Source organism: Actinomycetospora sp. CA-053990, assembly GCF_050948445.1.
GTDB lineage: Bacteria > Actinomycetota > Actinomycetes > Mycobacteriales > Pseudonocardiaceae > Actinomycetospora > Actinomycetospora callitridis.
The window spans coordinates 5,875,695-5,893,484 of record NZ_CP192043.1 but is presented as its reverse complement, the minus strand read 5'-3'; the positions used below and the strand labels follow the sequence as shown (position 1 = coordinate 5,893,484).

Sequence of the window (17,790 nt, the reverse complement as noted above, 5' to 3'; positions counted from 1 at the left end):
CGGGAATCGCTCCGCCCAGACCAGCTCGTGAGCCCGCGTGCGAGCCGTCACTCGTCGGCGTGACAGAGCGTCGCCCGGGTCAGCACCACCACTTGCGGGCGCAGTAGCCGCCGGTCAGCGCCCCGTCGGGGAGGTTGACGTCGTCGTCGTCATCCACGTCGACGTCGTAGGAGGTGGTGGAGGGCGTGTCGTCCGGCTCCGAGCAGTCGCGACCGCCGTCGTCCCGATCCCGCAGCTCGGCGAGCCGTGCGTCGGAGGCGTCGCTGTCGCCCCGGGCAACGCCGGTGTGGGTCTGGACGACCATGGACTCGCCGAAGTCGCTGCCGTAGCCGGTCGAGACGTAGCGCAGCAGGCGGCCGTAGCGGTCGCGGTCGATGCCGGGCTCCTGCTCGAGGACCACCGACTCGCCGTCGAGCGCGATCTCGGCGGACTGCTTCGCCTGGGTGCCGCCGTAGGTGCCGAGCTCGCACGAGTCGATCCCGAGCACGCGCACCCGCTGCCCGCCGGCGATCTCGAAGGTGTCCCCGTCGATCACCCGGGTCACGGCGACCCCCGCGGGCGCGGCCGACGTCGTCGGCGCCGCCACGGGTGCGACGTACGGGGACGAGCTGGCAGGCGCCGCGACCGGGGCCGGCGTCGTCGACGTCGTCTCCTTGTCGCTGCACGAGCCGACGATCGCGAGGAACGCGACGACGCCGATGGCCCAGCCCTTCTTCGACACAGGAATGTCCCCCCGACAGAGAACCGCACGAACGTGGATGGAGACGGAACTGCGGCGGCCGCTGCCGCGTGGTTGCGGGCGTTTCCGGCCTGTCCGTCGACGGTGATCTCGTCCGGTCGGTCGGAATTGTTACGCCGTCACCCGCTCGTGGGATCGGGCAGATCGGTGGGAGGGTGCGGAAATGCCGTTCACCGTCGCGCTGCCGGTGCAGGACCGCCGGATCGCCCACGACTTCTACCGCCGGGTGCTCGACCTCGAGACCGTCGGCAGCGAGATCGCGGACGACGGCCTGCCCGAGCCGCTCCAGTTCGCCCTCGGCCCCGGCGTGACGCTCATGCTGATACCCCGCGACGGCTTCGGCTTCGTCAGCGCGGACCACGAGGTGGCCCCGGACGGCGTGAGCGAGTGCCTGCTCGCCCTCGGCGCGGCCACGCCTGCCGAGGTCGACGCCGTCACCGAGCGCGTGCGGGCGGCGGGCACCACGGTGAAGGTCGAGCCGGGCGACCCGGGGTGGGGGTACCAGAGCACGTTCACCGACCCCGACGGCCACCTCTGGATGGCGCGGGTCGTCTGAGCCGGACCGTGGAGACGCAACGCACCGTCGTCCGCCTTGCCGAGCTCACGCACCCGTTGCGATCCTCGGGAGGCGCTCCCCGATCATCGGGAGCGACCTGGACGAGGGGCGCCGTACCCAGACCGCGACAAGACGGCGACCGTAGCGAGGCTCGTCGTGGCATGGATCGTTCTCGTCGTCTCCGGTGTGCTCGAGGCCGTGTGGGCCACCGCTCTGGGCAGGTCGGAGGGTTTCTCCCGGCTCGGACCGTCGATCACCTTCGGCGTCGCGATCGTGCTCAGCATGATCGGCCTGGCCTACGCGATGCGGAGCCTGCCGGTGGGCACGTCGTACGCGGTGTGGGTCGGGATCGGTGCGGTGCTCACCGTCGCCTACGCCATGGCCACGGGCGACGAGTCGATCTCCGCATTGAAGATCGTCTTCCTGGTGGCGATCGTCGGCGGCGTGGTCGGGCTGAAGCTGGTCCACTGACGCACGGTCCACTGACGCACGGTCCACTGACTCACGCGTCGTCGGTGCACGGTCAGGCGCTGCGCAGCTGCCAGTCCGCGCGGTCGGCGGCGTCGGACCGGTCGTCGTCGCCGCTCGCCAGCCAGGCGAGGTCGACGCCGGCGAGGCCCTTCTCGGCGACGATGCGTCGGAAGTCGCCGTACTGCCGGCGGCCCGCGGCGTCGGCGCCCTCGACTGCGTCGACGGCCCGCACGAGGAGCCAGAGCGCGACGAACCGGAGCTCCCAGGCGAGGGCGAGACCCATCGCCACGACCCCCAGCACCACGAGCACCATCATCGCTGCGCTCCCTCATCGACCCCGCGTGACGGCTGATGATCGATCGGAAGGCGAAGTTCGTTACGCAGTGCGTCCAGTGCCTGTCCGGGCGTGACACACGACGGCCCCGGACCGATCAGTGGCCGGTCCGGGGCCGCACGGGGAGTGTGAGGACTACTGGTGCTTCTTCTGGTCGGCGTCCTTCTTGTCGGCCTGGGCGCGGGCCTTCTGGGCCTCCGCCTCCTTCTGCCGGGCGGTGTCCTCGGCGTCGGCCTTCTTCTGCTGCTCCTTGCCCTCGCGGGCCCAGTCGTCCTGGCCCGTGATGGCGCCGACGGCTTCCTTGGCGCGGCCCTTGAGGTCCTCGGCGGACGTGTCCTCGGCCATGGGGTGCCTCCTGGATGAACGGTGCACGGTCGTCGCCGGGCCTACCCGATCATCACCGCGCCGCACACACGCACGGCTGAGACGGTGACTGAACCGATCGGGTGAACGTCAGCGGCCGCACGGGCGTCCGGAACGACCGCTCGTCCCGTCCCGGTCGGCGGTCGGCGGACGGGTCCTCAGGCGCTCTCAGCTCCGGCGGCCGCGGCGTGATCGCCCCCTAACGTCGCGCCGTCGATCCCCGGCGACGAGCAGGAGGTGGCGGCGTGGCGACCGATGTCGCGGACAGCACGGCAGCGGCGAGCGCGGAGACGGTGACGACCGAGCTCGCCGTCACCGGCATGACCTGCGGGACGTGCGCCGCACGCATCCAGCGCAAGCTCGGACGGCTGCCGGGCGTCGAGGCCAGCGTCAACTACGCCACGGGTCGCGCCCGCGTCACCCACCCGCCGGAGCAGGACAGCGACGAGCTCGTCGCGGCCGTCCGGACCCTCGGCTTCGGGGCGGCGGCGGCGGCGCCGTTGGTGCCCGCCGGCGGTGGTGTCCCCGCACCGCGGACCGCCCCGGAGGCCACGCCGCGCCCGACGTCGTCGACGGCAGCACCCGAGGCCGAGGACGCGCCGGACCCCGAGCTCTCCGAGCTGCGCCACCGCGCCCTCGTCTGCCTCGCGCTGACGCTGCCGGTGATGGCGGTCGCGATGAACCCCGACTGGCAGTTCCGGTACTGGCAGTGGTTCTGCCTGGTGCTCACCGCGCCCGTCGTGATCTGGGGCGGGTACCGCTTCCACAGGGCCGCGGCCCGTCACCTGCGCCACCTCTCGGCGACGATGGACACGCTCGTCTCGGTGGGCACGCTCGCCGCCTTCGGCTGGTCGCTGTGGACGCTCTTCTTCGGCGGCGCGGGGCTGGGCGGCATGCGCCACGCCCTCTACCTCATCCCGCGGCCCGACCAGTTCGACGGTTCGCGGACGGTCTATCTGGAGGCCGCGGCGGCCATCACCACCGCGGCGCTGCTCGGGCGCTGGATCGAGCTCCGCGGACGACGCCGTGCGCTCGGGGTGTCGTCGTCGCTCATGGCGCCGCCCGCGACCGAGGCCCGCGTGGTCGTCGGCGATCGCGAACTGCCGGTGCCGGTCGGCGGCGTGCAGCCCGGGGACCGCATCGCGGTCGGCGCCGGCGAGCCCTTCCCGCTGGACGGTCGCGTGGTGGAGGGACGGTCGACCGTCGACGCGGGCGCCATGACCGGCGAGTCCGCGCCCGTCGACGTCGAGCCCGGCACCGAGGTCCTCGCCGGCACGCGCAACGAGACCGCCCGCCTCGTCGTCGAGACCACCCGGGCCGCCGGGGACACGCAGTGGTCGCGGATGGCGCGACGTGTCGAGGAGGCGCAGGCCGGCAAGACCGCGATCCAGCGGCTCGCCGACCGCATCTCCGCGTGGTTCGTGCCGGTCGTGATCCTGGTCGCGATCAACACCCTGCTCTTCTGGGGCGTCTCGGGCGCCGGCTGGGGCTTCGCGGTCGCGGCCGGGATGGCCGTGCTCGTCGTGGCCTGCCCCTGCGCGCTCGGCCTCGCCACCCCGACCGCCCTGGCCGTCGCCACCGGCCGCGGTGCCCAGCTCGGCATCCTGCTGCGGGGGCCCGAGGTGCTCGAGTCGACGCGACGGGTCGACACGATCGTGCTGGACAAGACGGGCACCGTGACCACGGGCCGGATGACCCTGCAGACGCTGCGCGCGACGGACGGCGTCGGCCGCGACGAGGTGCTCGCCCGCGCCGGCGCCCTCGAGGCGCGCCTCGAGCACCCCGTCGCCCGGGCGATCGCGGCGGCGGCCCGGGACGAGGTCACAGAGGCGGCGTCCACGTCGGTCGAGGTCAGCGAGGTCACCGACGTCGCGGCGCTCGACGGGCTCGGCGTCGTCGGGACCGTCGACGGCGTGCGGGTGCTCGCCGGGCGCCACCGCCTGTTCGTCGAGCGCGGCGTCGACGTCCCCGCCGACCTGCAGCGCGCGCTCGACGACGCCGCGGGCCAGGGGGCGACGACGGTGCTGGTCGCCTGGGACGACGAGGACGGCGTCCTGCGGGCCCGGGCGGTGCTCGCGGTCGCGGACGGCGTGCGCGAGGGCTCGAAGGAAGCCGTGGCCCAGATGCGGGCGAGCGGTCTGCGTCCCGTGCTGCTCACCGGCGACAACCCCGCCGCGGCCCGCGCGGTCGCCGCGGAGGTGGGCATCGATGCCGCCGACGTCGTCGCCGAGGTCCTGCCCACCGAGAAGGCCGACGAGGTCCGCCGTCTGCAGGAGGGCGGCGCGACCGTCGCGATGGTCGGCGACGGCGTCAACGACGCCGCGGCCCTCGCGCAGGCCGACCTCGGCGTCGCGATGGGCACCGGCACCGCCATGGCCATCGAGGCCGGCGACGTCACCCTCGTCCGCGACGACCTGCGCGCCGTGCCCGTCGCCCTGCGCCTGGCCCGCCGCACGCTCTCCACGATCCGCGGCAACCTGTTCTGGGCCTTCGCCTACAACGTCGCGGCGCTCCCGCTGGCCGTCGCCGGGCTGCTGAACCCGATGATCGCCGGCGTGACGATGGCGCTGTCGAGCGTCTTCGTCGTCGGCAACAGTCTGCGGCTGCGGCGCTTCACACCCTGACGGCGTTCCCGTCCGCGTTTCCGCCCGCGGGGGATCGGCAAGGCCCTCTGTATGGCGGATCCCGAGGAGCTGGCGGAGTCGGTGTCGAAGGCGGCATCGCGGGACGGACGTCGGTTGGCGGTCGTCGAGTCGTTGACCGGTGGACTGGTCTGCAGCGACCTGGCCGCGTCGCCCGGCTCGAGTGAGTGGTTCCGCGGCGGGGTCGTGGCGTACGACCGCACCACCAAGCACGGGGCACTGGGCGTGCCCGACGGTCCGGTGGTGTCGGAGCCCGCGGTGCGGACCATGGCCGAGAAGGCCGCGGGGATGCTCGGCGCCGACCTGACGCTCGCGGTCAGCGGCGCCGGCGGGCCCGAGCCGCAGGACGACCAGCCCCCGGGCACCGTCTGGTTCGCGGTCGACGACCGGGGTGAGACCCAGGCGTGGGTCGAGCAGTTCGGGACCGACGATCCGCAGGAGGTCCTGCGGTGCACCCGCGAGCGCTCCCTCCAGGCCCTCCTGGACCACCTCGGCACCTGATCTGGGGGATCATGGTGGCGTGGTCGAGCACGTCATCTGGGACTGGAACGGCACGTTGCTCGCCGACGTGCACGCCGTCGTCGACGCCACGGCGGCGAGCCTGGCGGTGATGGGCGTCGAGCCGGGCCTCGACCTCGAGCAGTACCGGTCGACGTTCCGGCGGCCGTTGCGGGACTTCTACACCGACCTCGTCGGACGTCCCGTGGACGACGCGGAGTGGGCGCGGGCCAACGCCGCCTTCGGGTCGCACTACCTGGGCGTCGAGCCCGGCCTGCCGCTGGCCGAGGGCGCGACCGACGCGCTCGAGCGGTGCGCGGACGCCGGGCTCGGCCAGTCGGTGCTGAGCATGCTCGCCCACGACCAGCTCCACGCGACGCTCGGACGGCGTGGGCTGCACGACTGGTTCGCCCGCGTCGACGGCGACCACCACCACGACGGCCGCAGCAAGGCCGAGGCGCTGGCCGCCCACCTCGACGTGCTCGGCCTCGACCCGGCCCGGGTGGTGCTGGTGGGCGACACCCTCGACGACGCCGCGGCGACCGCCGCGGTCGGCAGCGCCTGCGTGCTCGTCGCCGAGCACTCCACCCACCACGAGGCCGACCTGCGCACCGTCGCCCCGGCCGTCGCGACGCTGCCCGAGGCGGTCGAGCGCGTGCTGGCGATGCGCTGACCTACCGACGCCCTGATCTACCGACGCCCTGATCTACCGGGCCCGCCGCACCCGCCAGACGGTCACCGCGACCACCACCAGCGCCAGGACGACGAGCAGCAGCCCGTCGGGCACCCGGGCGCCGAGGCCCGCGACCGCGTCCTCCGCGCGGGCGGACGTCGCAGGGTCGGCGCCGACCAGCCCGGCCGTGCCGTCGGCGACCAGGAAGAGGACGCCGATCCCGACGAACAGCAGTCCCGAGATCGTCGACGTGGTGTGCAGCCGCAGCGGGCCCACCCGGAACTCGCGACCGCGCAGCCAGCGGCGCCGACCGAGGTCGAAGCGCACCCAGAGCGCGGCGAGCACGAAGGCGGGCACGGTCATCCCCACCGCGTAGACCGCGAGCAGGGCTGCGCCGCGCAGGGGCTGGCCGCTCGCCGCGGCGACGGTGAGCACCGCACCGAGGACCGGTCCGGAGCAGAAGCCGGCCAGCCCGTAGACCGCGCCGAGCCCGGCCGTCGCCAGCCACGTGCCCCGGCGGGCGAGGCCCTGCTGGGCGCGCGCGGCGGGGGCGAACGCCCACCCACCGCCGAGGATCTGGACGACGCCGAGCGCGATGACCACGAGCCCGGCGACGAGCACGACGGTCGCGCGCTGCCCGGTGAGCAGTCCCGTCAGCGCCGACGAGCCCGCGCCGCGCGGCACGAGCACGACGAGCAGCCCGAGGGTGAACACCCCGGTGCGCGCGAGGAGCTCGGTGCGTCCGGCGACGGCGTAGGCGAGGAACGAGGGCAGCAGCAGCGCGCTGCACGGGCTCAGCAGCGCGAGCACCCCGCCGGCGAAGGCGGCGAGGTAGCCGATGTCGAGCACGTCAGCGGGACCGGGCCAGCGCGTCGTCGAGGGCGGCGGTGAACGTCGGCAGCGGCTGCGCGCCGAAGATCAGCCGGTCGCCGACGACGAAGCTCGGCACGCCGCCCACGCCCAGGCGCGTGCCCAGCTCCTGGTCGGCGGTGACGGCGTCGGCGATCGCCGGGTCGGCGGCGTCGCGGCGGAAGCGGTCGACGTCGAGCCCGAGCCCCGCGGCCGTCGCGGCGAGCGAGGCCTCGGTGACCGCGCCCCGGTTCTCCGCCGGCTCGTCGCGGTAGAGGGCGGCGTGGAAGTCCCAGAAGCGGTCCTGGCGCGCCGCCGCCCGCGCCGCACGGGCGGCGAGCACCGACTCGGGACCGAGGTAGGCGAAGTCGTGCCACTCGAGGCGCACCAGGCCGGCGTCGACGTAGCGGCGGATCAGCTCGGGCTCGGTCGTCGTCGCGAAGAGCCGGCAGAAGGGGCACTGGAAGTCGCCCCACTCGGCCATGACGACCGGGGCGTCCGGGCGGCCCAGCGCGAGCGGGTCGCCGGCCTCCCGGCGCGGGACGTCGAGACGGGCCTGCGCCTGCGGGTCGCGGGCGGCCTCGCCGGGTTGGGGTGTCCTCGACCCGAGCAGCAGCGGCACGCCCAGCACGGCGAGCACGACGAGGGCGATCGCGCCGCCGATCACCGCGCGTCGGCGCGTGCTCGGGGCCGTCATGGCCCGACCGTCCCACGCCGGGCACGTGGCCGCGCGCGCTGCGCCGTCCGTCGGTGTCCGCGCCGTATCCTCGGCGTGTGGCCCTGCCGTCCGAACCGTCCCCGGTGCCCGCCTACGAGCGGGTGGTGCTCGTCTACAACCCGGAGAGCACGGGCGACGGCCCCCAGCGCGCGGTGCGCGCGAGGTCCGAGCTGGCGGACGCCGCTCCGCACCTCGAGGTGGTCGCCGTCCCCACCGAGTACGCGGGGCACGCGCGGGTCATCGCCGAGCAGGAGGCCAGCGCGGGCCGGGCGCTCGTGGTGTCGGTCAGCGGCGACGGCGGCTACCACGAGGTCGTCGAGGGCGTCATGGCCGCGGGCGACGGCTCCACCTCCGCGGCGGTCACGGCCGTGCACGCGGCCGGCAACGCCAACGACCACCGCCGCGCCACGCGCGAGCGCCCGCTGGTGGAGGCCGTCGCCGCGGGCGACGTGCGGCGGCTCGACCTCATGCGCATCGAGATCGCCGGCGAGGAGGGGCCGCGCTGGGCGCACTCCTACTTCGGCCTCGGGATCACGCCCACCGTCGCGCTCGAGATCGAGCGCGGGGGCAAAGGCTCCATCCGCGAGGTGATCACCACGCTCCGGGCGTTCTCCCGCTTCAAGCCCTTCGCCGTCGACGTCGAGGGTGAGGGGCCGCGGCGCTTCGACAGCCTCATCCTCGCCAACATCCCCGAGATGGCGAAGTACGCGACGCTCTCCGACGGCGACCCGGCCGACGGGCAGTTCGAGGTGATCACGCTGCCGCACCGCTCGCGGCTCCGGCTCCTGGCCTTCGCCGTCCGGGCGGCCGTGCGCGGGCTGGGACCCCAGCCCCACACCGACCGGTTCGCGTTCACCACGCTCAAGCCGATGCCGGTCCAGATCGACGGCGAGGTGCTCGACCTGTCCGCCGACTGCGCCGTGACCGTCACGATCGCGCCGGGAGCCCTGGCGACGGTCGTATGACCGGTCCGCTGGACGAGGCCGAGACCGACGCGCGGGCCCGCGTCGCGGCGTTGTCCGCGCAGCTCGCGGGCATCGTCGAGACGGCGTCGGCGAGCTCCGGCGACGACGAGCACGACCCCGAGGGCCAGACGATCGCCTACGAGCGCGCGCAGGCGGCCGCGCTGCTGGCGGGGCGCGCCGCGACCTCGACGAGCTCGCCGCGGCCCGGGCGCGGGTGGCCGCCGGGACCTACGGGGTCTGCGAGCGCTGCGGACGCCCCATCGCCCCCGAGCGCCTCGAGGCCCGCCCCGCTGCTCGCACGTGCGTCACCTGCACGTGAGCGAAGTTCCCCGCTATAGCCGGGAACTTCGCTCACGGGTCAGGGGCGCTGGAACGGGACCGAGGGGTCGCGGACGGGGCGCTCGCCGCCGGCCGCGTCGAAGCGGGCCAGCGCGGACAGGGCCGGCTCGCGGTCGTCGCGCAGCCCCGGGGCCATCGCGTCGCGCACCGGCCCGAGCAGCAGCTTGCGGTCCTCGCGCACCGTCACGGTGAGCCGCAGGTGCGCGCGCATCCACTCCGTCAGCCGGTCCTCGTCGGCGCGGGGCAGGATCACCTCGGCGGCCCAGGTGGGCGCGAGCCCGAGGTCGTCGAGCAGCAGCCCGGCGAGCGTCCGGCGCAGCGTCGACACGCCGGTCCGGTAGAGGTCCTGGCGGGTCACGCGGTTACGCAGCATCGTCGCGTCGCCCACCTCGAGCAGCACCCAGCCGTCGTCGACGGGGTGCGCCGGGCCCGACACCGGGACGTCGGTGCCCCACCACGCCACGAGCCCCGGGTCCCGGCCGAGCGAGGCGACGGTCTCGTCGAGGGGCGCGAGCGGGGCCGACAGGGCGGCGACGGCGTCGGTGACGGTCACGTCCGCAGTGTGCGCGCCGGCCGCAGCGCCCCCGCCAGCAGCATCGCGGCCACCGCGGCGATCGGGACGAGCACGAGCCCCGCGCCCACCGAGACGCGGTCGGCGACGAGCCCGATCAGCGGCGGGAACGTCAGGAAGCCCAGGCGCGCGAGCCACCCGACCACCGCGATCCCATCGCCGGGCCGCACCCCGGGGACGCGGCCCGCCGCCGCGAAGCCGAGCGGGAAGAGCGTCGCCACGCCGAGTCCGGTGACGGCGTAGCCGACGACGGCGGCCACGGGGTGCGCGATGAGCAGCGCCGTCGACATCGCCACCGCGGCCAGCGCCGCGCCCGCGCGCGCCACGGCCACCCCGCCGAAGCGGTCGACGACGCGGTCGCCGGCGAGGCGCCCGAGGGTCATGGCGATCTGGAACGCGACGAACGGCAGGCCGGCGACGAACGGGCCGCCGCCGAGGTCGTCGCGGACGTAGATCGCGCCCCACGACGCCGCCGAGTCCTCGATGCCCCCCGACGCGACGAGCAGGGCGGCCAGCGCGAGCAGGGGCCTGCGGCGACGACCACGGCGCGCCACGGCCCCTGGCGGACGGCCCCGTCCTCGTGCTCGGCCTCCGGCTCCGGCCCGGGCAGCGCCCACCGCCAGGCGAGCACCGACACCCCGACGAGCACGACCGCCACGGCCCCGAGGTGCAGGAGCAGCGGGACCCCGAGCCCGGCGGCCGCCGCACCGAGCAGCCCGGCGCCGACCGCGGCCATGCTCCACACCGCGTGCAGGCCGTTGACGATCGAGCGCCCGTAGCCGGTCTGCACCCGCAGCCCGTGGGCGTTCATCGCGGCGTCCGCCCACGCGTCGGTCAGCCCGAGCACGAACAGGGCGGCGGCGAGCGCGATCCACGACGGTGCGAGGGCCACGGCGGGCAGCAGCACCGCGCCCACCAGGCCCACCCCGGCGCCGGCGCGGCCGCTGCCCACCCGCGCGATGAGCGGGCCCGCGAGCACCCCGAACAGGAGCGCGGCGGCGGGGAAGGCGGCGATCGCGGTGCCCAGCGCCGCGTTCGACAGGCCCAGGTCGTCGCGGATGTTCGGCAGCCGCGGGACGATGCTGTTGTACGTCGCCCCGTTGACGACGAACATCCCGATCACCGCGACCCGCGCACGGCGCAGGGACGTGGTCACCGCGGTCATGTCACGGGCTCCACGTCACCGACCGTCGGGCCACCTCGTAGGTCTGCGCGACCGCCAGGTCGGACAGCGGGTCGCCGAACGCGGTGAGCAGGCGCGGCAGCTGGCCGACGCGGGTGACGGTGACGCCGCGGTGGCGCCCGTCGCCGGCGAGGATCGCGCCGACGACGGCGATGACGGGGTGCACCGCGGGCGGGTCGAGCGTCTCGGCGGCCCCCGCGGCGCGGGCGAGCGCCACCGACACCCGGTCGGCGGCCTCCGCGCCGATGCGACGGTGTCGCTCCAGGTCCATCGAGGTGCCGGCGAGGTCGAGCTTGTTGTCCTCCACGACCACCCGGCCGCCGGGGATGTTGACGACCTCGATGACGAACAGGCCCGGCGGCCCGACGACGACGTGGTCGAGGACGACGTCGCCCTCGGCGAACGCCATCGGCACCCGGTGGAGGATCCGCCAGCGGGCGCCGCGCCCGCGCCGCAGCGCCGGCGGGCGGGTCAGCTTGCCCAGCGCCTCGGCCACGGCGTGCTGGCCGTCGGCCCGCAGGCGCAACGGACGGTCGGCGTCGGGTCCGCGGGTGGCCCGCGCCTGCGCGGCCTCGTCGAGCAGGCCGTGCCCGGGCCGGCGCAGGGCGAGGTCGTCGACGCCCGGGTCCCACCCGCCCTCCGGCGGCTCGACGCCGGCGCCGAGCGCGGGCGGGGGCTCGGGGGACACCTCGCTCGGGCTGCCCATCGGCGGCATGTTGTTCTGCCAGAGCCAGGCGTTGGCCTCCTTGACGAAGGTCTCCCGATACCCGGCGGGAACGTCGTGGGCGACGCGGCTGAACAGGTCGAGGTGCCCGAGCGGCAGGCCGTCGGCCGAGGTCACGTACAGCCGGTCGGCCCCGAGCCGGCGACGGCGGCGGGCCGGCATCAGCCGGCCTGCTCGGCGCGCGCGAGCCAGCGCGAGATCCGGTCGTGCTCGCTGCCGGTGAGCCCGCGGATGCCCGCCACCACGGCGCGCTCGATACCGCCGCCGAGCAGCGGGACGGCCGCGGTGATGTCGAGGTCGATCGAGAGCCGGGTGCGGTCGGCGCCCTGCGGGACCACGGCCATCGTGCCCGCGGCGCTGATCGGCGTGCCCGGGACGGCGACGCGCGCCCGGCCGTCGCAGCGCCGTGGCGTGAGCGTCCACTCCTCGGTGCGCTCGATCACCAGGATCCCCGAGAGCATCCGCTCGAGCACCGCCGGCACCTGGCCGGGCGGCACGGGCTGGCGCAGGACGACCCGCACGCGCCGCGCTCCCTCCCCGTCGCGGGGGTCGGCGTCACGCCGCTCGAACGCGACCACCTCGATGCGCCCGGAACCGTCGACATCGAGCTTGACGCGGTGGAAGTCGGGCTCGGCGAGCGCGGACGCGAAGGCGGGCACGCCGTGCGGGTAGTCGCGACTCAGCGCCAGCCGGGTGCTCACGTGGATCGACCCTAATCGTCGCCGGCCGCCCGTTCCCGGAGATGGCACGGACGGCCCCCGACCGGGGCGGACCCGGCGTCCGCCGAGCGCCGTGGCGAGGTGCCGGCGGCAGCACCGTTCCCCCGGATGCCACGGGCGCACGGTCGGTCGTCGCACCACCCGTCCCGCACCTGCGCACACGCTCGGCGGAGCGGTCGGCGAGCAACGGCGCACCCCGTGCGGTCAGCGGCGATTGCAGATGCTGCACGCCATAACCGTGATGTTGACCACAAGGTCCGCGACCGCGTTCAGTGGCCATCGCAGGACGGCGAGCGAGCGGCCGGTCGGAGCAAGGTCCACCGACGACGGAAGGGAGCAACCATGACGGAACCGCGCCACGCCCGCGGCGTCGGTGGGGGCCGCTCCCTCAAGACCGCCGCCGAGGCGCTGGCCGCCCTCCGGATCCTCGGGGCCTCGCCCGAGGGGATCACGCCGGAGGCCCTGGCCGCGGAGCTCGGCAAGAGCACCGCGACGGCGCGGTACCTGCTCAACACCCTCTGCCAGGAGGGCTACGCGGTGCGGGACAAGCAGGCGGGCACCGTCCGCCTCCACGAGTCCCCGCCCTGGGGCGAGGCGTGGGGCGACCCCGCGCCCCGCGACGACCTGACGCGCTACGAGCTGCCCGAGCGGCTCTCCGACGCGGTCACCGAGCTCTACTGGCGCACCCGCCAGCGCACCTACCTGGCGCGCTGGGAGGACGACGACGCGACGGTGATCGTCGACGCCCGCGGCCACCAGGGTCTCGCCCGCATCCCGGACCTCACCGAGCGCATCCCGCTCGCGTCGGCCCACGCGCTCGCCGTCACCAAGGCCCTCGTCGCCTCCTCCGGCGCCCGCACCGAGCGGCTGCGCGAGCAGCGGGACCTCACGTCCTTCACGGGCACCACGATCACGAGCACCCCGGCCATGGAGCTGGAGCTCGCGCGGGTCCGCCGCCGCGGCTACGCGGTGGACCGCGAGGAGTACGCCGAGGGCTTCTGCTGCATCGGCGCCCCGATCTTCGATCCCGAGGGCCGGGTCGCCGCGAGCATCGCCATCTCCACCCCGGCACGCCGCTTCGAGACCCACGGTGACGAGCTCACCGGCGCGGTCCGCGACGTCGCCTCCACCGCCACCCGATCCTGGCTCGAGGCCGACACCGACCTCCCGCCACCTCGGCCCGCCGATCCCGTCCCCGGGGGGCACTGACCCCCCTCGCATCGCGACCGGATTCGACGCCGGCCGTGCCGCCGTCCCTCACCAGGGGGCGCCGGCCACCACCACGGACCACGGCTGCGGAACCCCGTAGGCCGAGCTGGAACTCCACAAGGAGAAGAGATGAGCCGTCAGAGTTTGGCGAAGGCTCACCAGAAGATCCAGGAACTTTCCTGGGAGCCGCAGTACCACGAGCCGTACATGAAGTACGGGACGGACTACACGTTCCGTAAGGCGGCCAAGAAGGACCCGCTCAAGCAGGTCCTCCGGTCCTACTTCCCCATGCAGGAGGAGAAGGACAACCGCGTCTACGGCGCGTCCGACGGTGCGATCCGCGGGAACATGTTCCGCCAGGTCCAGGAGCGTTGGCTGGAGTGGCAGAAGCTGTTCCTCTCGATCATCCCACTGCCGGAGATCTCGGCCGCACGGTCGATGCCGATGCTGTTCCAGGCGGTTCCGAACCCGGAGCTGCACAACGGCCAGGCGATCCAGATGATCGACGAGGTTCGGCACAGCACGATCCAGCAGAACCTCAAGCGGCTGTACATGAACAACTACATCGACCCGGCGGGCTTCAACAACACCCTCCGGAACTTCCACTCGGACTACTGCGGCACCATCGGCCGTCAGTTCGCCGAGGGGTTCATCACCGGTGACGCGATCACCGCGGCCAGCATCTACCTGACGATCGTCGCCGAGACGGCCTTCACGAACACCCTGTTCGTGGCCATGCCGGCCGAGGCGGCGGCGAACGGTGACTACCTGCTGCCGACGGTGTTCCACTCGGTGCAGTCGGACGAGTCGCGGCACATCTCCAACGGCTACGCCACGCTCCTCATGGCGCTCTCCGACGAGGACAACCGCCAGCTGCTCGAGCGCGACCTGCGCTACGCGTGGTGGAACAACCACCGCGTGGTGGACGCCGCCATCGGCACGTTCATCGAGTACGGCACGAAGGACCGCCGCAAGGACCGTGAGTCCTACGCGGAGATGTGGCGTCGCTGGATCTACGACGACTACTACCGGGCCTACCTGCTGCCGCTCGAGAAGTACGGCCTGGTGATCCCCCACGACCTCATCGAGGAGTCGTGGAACCAGATCTGGAACAAGGGCTACGTGCACGAGGTGGCCCAGTTCTTCGCCACCGGGTGGCTCGCGAACTACTGGCGCATCGACGGCATGACCGACGACGACTTCGAGTGGTTCGAGTACAAGTACCCGGGTTGGTACGACAAGTACGGCAAGTGGTGGGAGAACTACAACCGCCTGTCTCGGCCGAACGGGCACCACCCGATCGTCGCCGAGGACGTCGACTACGTGTACCCGCACCGCTGCTGGACCTGCATGGTCCCGTGTCTGGTGCGCGAGGACATGGTCGTCGACAAGGTGGACGGCCAGTGGCGCACGTACTGCCACGAGGCCTGCCGCTGGACCGACGCCGAGGCCTTCCGGCCCACGTACCAGGGTCGCGAGACCCCGAACATGGGCAAGCTCGTGGGTCACCGCGAGTGGGAGACGCTCTACCACGGCTGGAACTGGGCCGACGTCGTCGAGGACATGGGCTTCGTCCGCGACGACGGCAAGACCCTCACGGCGCAGCCGCACCTGGACCTCGACCCGAAGAAGATGTGGACCACGGACCACCTTCGTCGGATGGGGCCGGTCGCGAGCCCGAACGTCATCCTCAACGAGATGAGCGATGCCGACCGCGAGGCGTTCGTGGCGGACTACAACCGTCAGGGTCCTGCCGGCCGCCCGGCCGACGCGACCAGCTGACGCCGGTAGTCCGACGCGTGGGCACGACGCAGTAGCACGGTGAGGTGACAGGGAGGGCCGGGGCAACCCGGCCCTCCCTCGATCCCTCACGCCCTCGTCCGGCCGCAAGCGACCGCTTCGTCCGGATATCGGCACCTGACTCCCGAACGGAGAAGCCATCGATGGGTGACAAGCACCTGGTGCGTTTCGAGCCGGTGGGCATCGAGATCGAGGTCGACGAGGACCAGACGATCCTGCGCGCCGCTTCCGAGCAAGGCCTCCAGCTGATGCACGGCTGCAAGGAAGGCCAGTGCGCCGCCTGCAAGTCCTTCGTCCTCGAGGGCGACATCGACGACATCGACCTCGACAAGTACTCCACCTTCGCCCTGCCCGACATGGAGCGCGAGGAGGGCCAGACCCTCCTCTGCCGCGCCCACGCCTACAACGACCTCGTGATCGAGCTCCTCAACTACGACGAGGAGATCATCCGGTCGGGGTTGCCGCTGCGGAAGGGCACCGTCGAGGTGCTGGCGAACGACGCCGTGACCCACGACATGCGCCACCTGGTGGTCAAGCAGATCGCCGGCGAGGACATCAAGTTCTTCCCCGGCCAGTACATGGACCTGACCGTCCCCGACACCGGGGAGGTCCGATCGTTCTCGATGGCGAACCTCCCGAACCGCGAAGGCGTGTTCGAGTTCGTCATCAAGATTTACCCCGACGGGGCCTTCTCGCAGTTCTTGGAGCACAAGGTGGCCATCGGCGACCGCCTCGAGGTCGAGGCGCCGTTCGGCACGTGCACCCTCCGCGAGAACCGGACGTCGGACATCGTCTTCATCGGCGGTGGCGCCGGCATGGCTCCCATGCTGGGCCTGTTGCGCGCCCTGGCGGAGAAGGACGGCGACCGCAAGGCACGCCTCTACTACGGCGCCCGCACGAAGGGCGACCTGTGCTTCGAGGACGAACTGCGTGCCCTCGAGGAGAAGATTCCGGGATTCAAGTACGTCCCTGCCCTGTCGCACCACGAAGGTGACGGCTGGGACGGGGCGACGGGCCTGATCACGGAGGTGGTGCGGGACGGCGAACCGAACCTCGAAGGCATGGACGCCTATGTGTGCGGACCGCCGCCGATGGTCGACGCGGCGATCGCACTCCTGACGCAGCGCGGCATGGACACCCGGAACATCTTCTACGACAAGTTCACCACCACTGGAGAGCCGGAGGACGAGGGCACCTCATGACCAGTACCGAAGAACGTCCGGAGCGGAGCGTTCCGAAGCCCGTCTTCACCGACGCGGAAGCGGGCGCCAAGGAGTTCCCCGACTCGGGGCCCTCGGCCCGGCGCTACAACTACTTCAAACCGGCGAAGCGCAAGCAGACCCACTACGAGGACGTCACCGTCGAGGTCCAGCCGGACCCGCGGCACTACCTCTCCCAGGGCTGGATCTACGGCTTCGCCGACGGATCGGCCGGCTACCCGCTGACCTGGACCAAGCTCAAGGCCTGGGGCGTCGACGACCCCGAGCCCGAGCGCGGCCCCGGCTCCGGCGGGCGCCACGTGGCCGACTGGCCGGCCCACGGCTGGCACGAGTTCCGTGATCCCAACGAGGAGTGGGAACTCACGATGTACCGGTACAACGCCAACGTTGTCCGGCAGGTGACCCAGAACGTCGAGAACGCGCGTCAGGCGAAGGCGTTCCAGCAGTGGACCCCGAACTGGGTGCGCTTCGTCGAGCGCAACGTCGGCGCCTGGATGCACATCGAGCACATCCTCGGCCTGTACGTCTTCGCCGCCTGCAACCGCAGCGGGCCGACGAACATGCACAACACGGTCATGGCCGTGAACAGCGAGCACAAGATTCGCTTCGCCCAGGACCTCGCGCTCTACAACCTCACCCTCACCGAGGAGATCGAGGGCTTCGACGGGGCCGCGCACATCGAGGCGTGGAACTCCGACCCGGAGTGGCAGGGCGTCCGCAGGGTCGTCGAGGCGCTGACGGCGGTGGACAACGACTGGGGCGAGATGATCTTCGCCACCAACATCGTGTTCGAGTCGCTGCTCGGCGAGCTCTTCCGGTCCGGCCTGGTCATGCAGTCGGCGGCCGGCAACGGCGACTACGTGACGCCGACCGTCGTGGGCTCCGGCGAGTACGACTACGCCCAGCGCGACCTGCGCTGGACCGTGGCCGCGTTCGCCCCGCTGACCCAGGACCGCGAGTTCGCGGAGCACAACAAGGAGATCTTCAATGGCTGGCTGCGGCACTGGGTGCCGCTGGCGATCGAGGCCGCCCGCACGATGCAGCCGCTCTGGTCGCAGCCCGACGCGAAGCCTCCGCGATTCGAGGACAGCCTCGACCGGGCCAAGAACCGGTTCTCCGGGATCCTCACGGACCTCGGTCTCGAGACCCCGAAGGAGCTGAACCAGTGACCAAGAGCTTCAAGACGGCCGAGAGTCCGTTCAAGCAGGACAACACCG

At 73.2% G+C, this 17,790-nt stretch carries 21 protein-coding genes and 1 riboswitch; of the genes, 11 read left to right on the top strand and 10 right to left on the bottom strand.

What is annotated here, in order from left to right:
• Window positions 1-79 precede the first annotated feature (79 nt).
• Complete coding sequence (locus ACQPYN_RS30040; RefSeq protein ID WP_433030646.1) at window positions 80-721, bottom strand: thermonuclease family protein; 642 nt, start codon at window positions 719-721, stop codon at window positions 80-82.
• A gap of 181 nt (window positions 722-902) precedes the next feature.
• On the opposite strand from ACQPYN_RS30040, the gene ACQPYN_RS30035 reads away from it, so the two are divergent.
• Both ACQPYN_RS30035 and ACQPYN_RS30030 read left to right on the top strand, forming a co-directional pair.
• Window positions 903-1,295 carry a VOC family protein gene (locus tag ACQPYN_RS30035; protein ID WP_433030643.1) on the top strand — a complete coding sequence of 131 codons (393 nt, stop codon included), beginning with the start codon at window positions 903-905 and terminating at the stop codon, window positions 1,293-1,295.
• Between the two features lie 69 nt (window positions 1,296-1,364).
• Window positions 1,365-1,438, top strand: a riboswitch (guanidine-III (ykkC-III) riboswitch).
• 13 nt (window positions 1,439-1,451) lie between these two features.
• Complete coding sequence (locus tag ACQPYN_RS30030; RefSeq protein ID WP_433030640.1) at window positions 1,452-1,766, top strand: DMT family transporter; 315 nt, start codon at window positions 1,452-1,454, stop codon at window positions 1,764-1,766.
• A 52-nt stretch (window positions 1,767-1,818) separates the two neighbouring features.
• Here ACQPYN_RS30030 and ACQPYN_RS30025 read toward each other — a convergent pair whose 3' ends face one another.
• Entirely contained in the window at window positions 1,819-2,082 is a 264-nt protein-coding gene (locus ACQPYN_RS30025) for a hypothetical protein (protein WP_433030637.1), read from the bottom strand.
• A gap of 153 nt (window positions 2,083-2,235) precedes the next feature.
• Window positions 2,236-2,445 (bottom strand): CsbD family protein, encoded by a 210-nt coding sequence (locus tag ACQPYN_RS30020; protein ID WP_433030634.1) that lies wholly within the window; start codon window positions 2,443-2,445, stop codon window positions 2,236-2,238.
• A gap of 263 nt (window positions 2,446-2,708) precedes the next feature.
• On the opposite strand from ACQPYN_RS30020, the gene ACQPYN_RS30015 reads away from it, so the two are divergent.
• The 3 genes from ACQPYN_RS30015 to ACQPYN_RS30005 are packed head-to-tail and all read left to right on the top strand — an operon-like array spanning window position 2,709 to window position 6,276.
• Complete coding sequence (locus ACQPYN_RS30015; RefSeq protein ID WP_433030631.1) at window positions 2,709-5,087, top strand: heavy metal translocating P-type ATPase; 2,379 nt, start codon at window positions 2,709-2,711, stop codon at window positions 5,085-5,087.
• Window positions 5,088-5,138: 51 nt separating this feature from the next.
• A complete protein-coding gene (locus ACQPYN_RS30010; protein WP_433030628.1) occupies window positions 5,139-5,606 on the top strand; it encodes a CinA family protein in 468 nt (155 codons plus the stop codon).
• 19 nt (window positions 5,607-5,625) lie between these two features.
• A complete protein-coding gene (locus tag ACQPYN_RS30005) occupies window positions 5,626-6,276 on the top strand; it encodes an HAD family hydrolase (protein WP_433030625.1) in 651 nt (216 codons plus the stop codon).
• Between the two features lie 33 nt (window positions 6,277-6,309).
• On the opposite strand, the gene ACQPYN_RS30000 is transcribed toward ACQPYN_RS30005, so the two are convergent.
• Both ACQPYN_RS30000 and ACQPYN_RS29995 read right to left on the bottom strand, forming a co-directional pair.
• Window positions 6,310-7,125 carry a cytochrome c biogenesis CcdA family protein gene (locus ACQPYN_RS30000; RefSeq protein ID WP_433030622.1) on the bottom strand — a complete coding sequence of 272 codons (816 nt, stop codon included), beginning with the start codon at window positions 7,123-7,125 and terminating at the stop codon, window positions 6,310-6,312.
• 1 nt (window position 7,126) lies between these two features.
• Entirely contained in the window at window positions 7,127-7,822 is a 696-nt protein-coding gene (locus ACQPYN_RS29995; protein ID WP_433030619.1) for a DsbA family protein, read from the bottom strand.
• Window positions 7,823-7,899: 77 nt separating this feature from the next.
• Between ACQPYN_RS29995 and ACQPYN_RS29990 the strand changes: the two genes are divergently transcribed.
• Window positions 7,900-8,808, top strand: a complete 909-nt coding sequence (locus ACQPYN_RS29990; protein WP_433030616.1) for a diacylglycerol/lipid kinase family protein — start codon at window positions 7,900-7,902, stop codon at window positions 8,806-8,808.
• 214 nt (window positions 8,809-9,022) lie between these two features.
• Window positions 9,023-9,127 carry a TraR/DksA C4-type zinc finger protein gene (locus ACQPYN_RS29985; RefSeq protein ID WP_433030613.1) on the top strand — a complete coding sequence of 35 codons (105 nt, stop codon included), beginning with the start codon at window positions 9,023-9,025 and terminating at the stop codon, window positions 9,125-9,127.
• A 39-nt stretch (window positions 9,128-9,166) separates the two neighbouring features.
• Here the strand turns inward: ACQPYN_RS29985 and ACQPYN_RS29980 are convergent, their stop codons facing one another.
• From ACQPYN_RS29980 to ACQPYN_RS29960, 5 genes are read right to left on the bottom strand one after another with little or no spacing between them, the layout of a single operon-like run.
• On the bottom strand, window positions 9,167-9,700 hold the full coding sequence (locus ACQPYN_RS29980; RefSeq protein WP_433030610.1) for a GIY-YIG nuclease family protein: 534 nt from the start codon (window positions 9,698-9,700) through the stop codon (window positions 9,167-9,169).
• Window positions 9,697-10,128 (bottom strand): hypothetical protein, encoded by a 432-nt coding sequence (locus ACQPYN_RS29975; protein ID WP_433039129.1) that lies wholly within the window; start codon window positions 10,126-10,128, stop codon window positions 9,697-9,699. The genes ACQPYN_RS29980 and ACQPYN_RS29975 overlap by 4 nt, the downstream gene beginning before the upstream one ends.
• Window positions 10,098-10,883: an MFS transporter gene (locus tag ACQPYN_RS29970; protein WP_433030607.1), complete on the bottom strand. Its 786-nt coding sequence runs from the start codon at window positions 10,881-10,883 to the stop codon at window positions 10,098-10,100. The genes ACQPYN_RS29975 and ACQPYN_RS29970 overlap by 31 nt, the downstream gene beginning before the upstream one ends.
• Before the next feature lies 1 nt (window position 10,884).
• On the bottom strand, window positions 10,885-11,787 hold the full coding sequence (locus ACQPYN_RS29965) for a nuclease-related domain-containing protein (RefSeq protein ID WP_433030605.1): 903 nt from the start codon (window positions 11,785-11,787) through the stop codon (window positions 10,885-10,887).
• On the bottom strand, window positions 11,787-12,326 hold the full coding sequence (locus ACQPYN_RS29960) for a DUF2505 domain-containing protein (RefSeq protein ID WP_433030602.1): 540 nt from the start codon (window positions 12,324-12,326) through the stop codon (window positions 11,787-11,789). The genes ACQPYN_RS29965 and ACQPYN_RS29960 overlap by 1 nt, the downstream gene beginning before the upstream one ends.
• Before the next feature lie 360 nt (window positions 12,327-12,686).
• On the opposite strand from ACQPYN_RS29960, the gene ACQPYN_RS29955 reads away from it, so the two are divergent.
• The 4 genes from ACQPYN_RS29955 to ACQPYN_RS29940 all read left to right on the top strand — a co-directional run bounded on the left by ACQPYN_RS29955 (window position 12,687) and on the right by ACQPYN_RS29940 (window position 17,742).
• On the top strand, window positions 12,687-13,553 hold the full coding sequence (locus ACQPYN_RS29955) for an IclR family transcriptional regulator (protein WP_433030599.1): 867 nt from the start codon (window positions 12,687-12,689) through the stop codon (window positions 13,551-13,553).
• 129 nt (window positions 13,554-13,682) lie between these two features.
• The gene (locus tag ACQPYN_RS29950) at window positions 13,683-15,335 is read left to right on the top strand and encodes a methane monooxygenase (RefSeq protein ID WP_274194610.1); all 1,653 of its coding nucleotides are present in this window, start codon (window positions 13,683-13,685) and stop codon (window positions 15,333-15,335) included.
• A gap of 161 nt (window positions 15,336-15,496) precedes the next feature.
• Entirely contained in the window at window positions 15,497-16,555 is a 1,059-nt protein-coding gene (locus ACQPYN_RS29945) for an NADH:ubiquinone reductase (Na(+)-transporting) subunit F (protein WP_433030596.1), read from the top strand.
• A complete protein-coding gene (locus tag ACQPYN_RS29940; protein WP_433030593.1) occupies window positions 16,552-17,742 on the top strand; it encodes a toluene hydroxylase in 1,191 nt (396 codons plus the stop codon). The genes ACQPYN_RS29945 and ACQPYN_RS29940 overlap by 4 nt, the downstream gene beginning before the upstream one ends.
• The last annotated feature ends 48 nt before the right edge of the window (window positions 17,743-17,790 follow it).

Excerpts from the sequence above, each read along its gene's own strand:
- ACQPYN_RS30035 (WP_433030643.1), top strand. The coding sequence starts at position 903 with ATGCCGTTCACCGTCGCGCTGCCGGTGCAGGACCGCCGGATCGCCCAC.
- ACQPYN_RS30025 (WP_433030637.1), bottom strand. The coding sequence starts at position 2,082 with ATGATGGTGCTCGTGGTGCTGGGGGTCGTGGCGATGGGTCTCGCCCTC.
- ACQPYN_RS30020 (WP_433030634.1), bottom strand. The coding sequence starts at position 2,445 with ATGGCCGAGGACACGTCCGCCGAGGACCTCAAGGGCCGCGCCAAGGAA.
- ACQPYN_RS30010 (WP_433030628.1), top strand. The coding sequence starts at position 5,139 with ATGGCGGATCCCGAGGAGCTGGCGGAGTCGGTGTCGAAGGCGGCATCG.
- ACQPYN_RS29995 (WP_433030619.1), bottom strand. The coding sequence starts at position 7,822 with ATGACGGCCCCGAGCACGCGCCGACGCGCGGTGATCGGCGGCGCGATC.
- ACQPYN_RS29970 (WP_433030607.1), bottom strand. The coding sequence starts at position 10,883 with ATGACCGCGGTGACCACGTCCCTGCGCCGTGCGCGGGTCGCGGTGATC.
- ACQPYN_RS29965 (WP_433030605.1), bottom strand. The coding sequence starts at position 11,787 with ATGCCGGCCCGCCGCCGTCGCCGGCTCGGGGCCGACCGGCTGTACGTG.
- ACQPYN_RS29955 (WP_433030599.1), top strand. The coding sequence starts at position 12,687 with ATGACGGAACCGCGCCACGCCCGCGGCGTCGGTGGGGGCCGCTCCCTC.
- ACQPYN_RS29950 (WP_274194610.1), top strand. The coding sequence starts at position 13,683 with ATGAGCCGTCAGAGTTTGGCGAAGGCTCACCAGAAGATCCAGGAACTT.
- ACQPYN_RS29945 (WP_433030596.1), top strand. The coding sequence starts at position 15,497 with ATGGGTGACAAGCACCTGGTGCGTTTCGAGCCGGTGGGCATCGAGATC.
- ACQPYN_RS29940 (WP_433030593.1), top strand. The coding sequence starts at position 16,552 with ATGACCAGTACCGAAGAACGTCCGGAGCGGAGCGTTCCGAAGCCCGTC.